The 3,172-nt window shown below is 61.1% G+C and carries 3 protein-coding genes; all 3 read right to left on the reverse strand.

Going from position 1 to position 3,172, the window contains the following annotated elements; translation table 11 throughout:
- Positions 1-26: 26 nt before the first annotated feature.
- Positions 27-806 (reverse strand): alpha/beta hydrolase, encoded by a 780-nt coding sequence (locus Q0341_RS00295; RefSeq protein ID WP_299509712.1) that lies wholly within the window; start codon positions 804-806, stop codon positions 27-29.
- A 168-nt stretch (positions 807-974) separates the two neighbouring features.
- Positions 975-2,156, reverse strand: a complete 1,182-nt coding sequence (locus Q0341_RS00300; RefSeq protein ID WP_299509714.1) for an MFS transporter — start codon at positions 2,154-2,156, stop codon at positions 975-977.
- A 3-nt stretch (positions 2,157-2,159) separates the two neighbouring features.
- The coding region (gene aroC, locus Q0341_RS00305; protein WP_299509717.1) for a chorismate synthase at positions 2,160-3,172 on the reverse strand (1,013 nt) is incomplete at its 5' end.

The raw sequence follows: 3,172 nt of genomic DNA on the forward strand, positions 1-3,172 counted from the left end.
TGCTGCTGTTTTAATGCGCACGCCACTCAGGTTCGGAGCACTTGCAGCAAAGCCGCATTGAAGTCGTCAGCGGCCTCATAGATCACCCAATGCCCAGCGCCCGGCACCACATGCCACTGCTTCCAGTGTTGCGTCAGCCGAGGCAAGGCCGCTGCCAATTCGGACAAACGCCCCAGGTACAAGGCGTCGTGTTCACCGTAAATGGCGCTCACGGGAACCTGCAAGTTCGGCAAAGCCCGCGCCACGATGTCGCTCGATGACAAGCGCCTGCGGGGCATGCGATCACGCTGCACATTGGCGGTGTGCAAGTGCAGCGCCAGATCGTCCAGCGCCTCAGGGGCATGGAGCATCAAAGCCATCAGGTTGTGACGGTGAACGGCCTCTTGCGCCTGAGGGCTGGGCAAATGCCGCCAGCCCTTGAGCGGAATGCGTTCGGACACGGTCAGACCCAAGCCCGGAGACCCCACCAACACCAATTGCACAGCGTCTTGCGGGTGTTCAACCAGCCACAAGGCCCCGGCCATGCCCCCAAAAGAAAAACCCGCGACGCTCACCGGCCCCGCGCAAATGCCCGCGCCCTTCAATTGTTGCAAACCCGCGTGCAAATGCGCAGGCAGGTCGTCCACATCGGTGCAGCTTGCGGGCAAATCGGTGTCCCCAAAGCCCGGCAAATCGGGAACCAGCACGCACCAGCCGGCATCTCGCAGCGGCGCGATGCACCGCACCCAGTGCGTCCAACTGCCACTGCCGCCATGTAACAGCACTACAGCGGGTTGGTGCGGCTCGCCCCATGCATGCCAGACCATGCGGGCCTCTTGCCATTGTGTTTCGCAGCGCCGGCCACCAGCCAAGGCCAGGGTCAAATCGCGCGGTAAAAAATCAGGCAGAACAGCAGCAGACATCGGCAAAAGACACACTCAAAGTAAAAACGGTGGCCCATAAAAGATGGAAGGCATAGGCCACGCAGGCTGAGGTCACCGTGCCTTGAGCACATGAGGGTGCTGCAAACGCCAAACTTTGTAGGCTGCTGCGGTGGCCACCAGACTGGTCAGGCAACTTGCCACAAACACGCTTTGCAAACCCCAATGCTCGCTGATGACACCACCCAGCAAGGCCCCCAACACCCCCGGAAACCCGTAGGCAATCACGGTGTACAAGGCCTGCCCTCGACCGCGCAACCGCCCGGGAAAATGGTGTGAGATCAAGGCAATGCATGCCGTGTGGTGGGTAGCGAAAGTGATGGCGTGCAACGTTTGCGCCAGCAGCAACACCCAAAGCACATCGGCCCAAGCAGCCGTCATGACCATGCGCAGCAGCATGACCGCCGAACACAGCACCAACCAAGCCGTCAAAGGCATGCGCGGCAACCAGCGCGACTGGGAAAAAAACCAGCCAATCTCCACCGCCACCGAAACCGCCCAAAAAACGCCGATCATGGTTTTGCTGTAGCCCAAAGCGTCCAAGTAAAGCGAGAAAAACACGTACACACCAATGTGCGAGAGCACATGGAAAAAAGTGGACGTGAAAAACCAAAGCACCGGTTTTTGACGCAACACCGGCCACACTGGGGCATGCGCATCGGCGTGGTGCGAAGCCTCTTTCAAATCGGGCATCCACCAAACGCTCAGCATCACCGCCCCCAAGGTCAAAACGGTCCAACCCGGAAAATGCTGCATGCCAAAAGCCTCAAACCAGGCCCCCGCCAAAAACACCGTGACCAAAAAACCCAACGAACCCCACAGGCGCACCCGTCCGTAGCGTTTCGTGTCAAACGTGCCCCCCTGGCTGACCAAGTGGGCCATGGCCGCCTCGCTCATGGGCATCATGGCGCTGGTGTGGGTGAACATGAGCAGCAACACCAAACCCAGGCCCACAGGCCCCCATGGCACAAACAACAAAAGCGATGTGGCAAAGGCCACGCAGGCCCCAATGCGCAGCAGCTTGACCCGCTCACCCGTGCGGTCACTGATGGCACCCCAAGCGTAAGGGGCAAACAATCGCGTGCCCGCTTGTACAGCCGTGAGCACGCTGATGGTCAAAAGGCTTAGCCCCATGTCCTGCAGCCACAGCGGCAAATAGGGGTTGAAAAATCCGATGTGCGCAAAGTAACTGGCCGACAGCGCGGCAAAGGGCATGAGCTGACGGCGTGGCGTCATGCCTTAAGGCTTGGCGGCTGCAATGGGCGGCAAATCGTGCGCCACATCACCACATTGGGCGCGGTGCTGCAAGGCGTGCTCCATGACCACCAGGGCCAACATGGCTTCAGCTATTGGGGTGGCGCGGATGCCCACACACGGGTCATGGCGGCCTTTGGTGATGACCTCGGTGGGCTGGCCTGCTGAATCAATCGATTCACGGGCGATCAGGATCGAGCTGGTGGGCTTGATGGCGATGGACACCTCGATGTCCTGCCCGGTGCTGATGCCGCCGAGCACGCCGCCCGCGTTGTTGCCCACAAAGCCGTCCGGTGTGAGCGCATCGCCAGCCGTGCTGCCTTTTTGCGTGACGCAGCCAAAGCCCGCACCTATTTCCACGCCTTTGACGGCGTTGATGCCCATCATGGCGTAGGCGATGTCGGCGTCGATCTTGTCAAACAGCGGCTGGCCCAAGCCCACGGGCATGCCGCGCGCCACCACACGCAGGCGGGCACCGCACGAGTCGCCTGACTTGCGCAGTGCGCTCATGTAATCCTCAAGGGCTGAGACATCGGCCACTGGGGCAAAAAATGGGTTGTTGGGCACATGGTCCCAGCTCTCAAAGCCAATCGGCACATCGCCGATCTGCGTCATGCAGCCCACAAAAGTGGTGCCGAACTGTTCTTTCAGCCACTTCTTGGCCACGGCACCTGCCGCCACCATGGGGGCTGTCAAGCGGGCCGAGGAGCGGCCGCCGCCCCGTGGGTCGCGCAAGCCGTATTTGCGCCAATAGGTGTAATCGGCATGCCCGGGGCGGAAGGTTTGCAGGATGTCGCCATAGTCCTTGCTGCGCTGGTCGGTGTTGTTGATCAGTAGGCAAATCGGGGTGCCGGTGGTCAGGCCTTGGTAAACGCCTGACAAGATTTGCACCGCATCGGGCTCGTTGCGCTGGGTGACGAATTTGCTGGTGCCGGGGCGGCGGCGGTCCAAGTCAGGCTGGATGTCGGCCTCAGAAAGCGGCATGCCCGGGGGGCAGC

This window comes from uncultured Limnohabitans sp. (genome assembly GCF_937889215.1).
GTDB lineage: Bacteria > Pseudomonadota > Gammaproteobacteria > Burkholderiales > Burkholderiaceae_C > Limnohabitans_A.

Excerpts from the sequence above, each read along its gene's own strand:
- Q0341_RS00295 (WP_299509712.1), bottom strand. The coding sequence starts at position 806 with ATGGTCTGGCATGCATGGGGCGAGCCGCACCAACCCGCTGTAGTGCTG.
- Q0341_RS00300 (WP_299509714.1), bottom strand. The coding sequence starts at position 2,156 with ATGACGCCACGCCGTCAGCTCATGCCCTTTGCCGCGCTGTCGGCCAGT.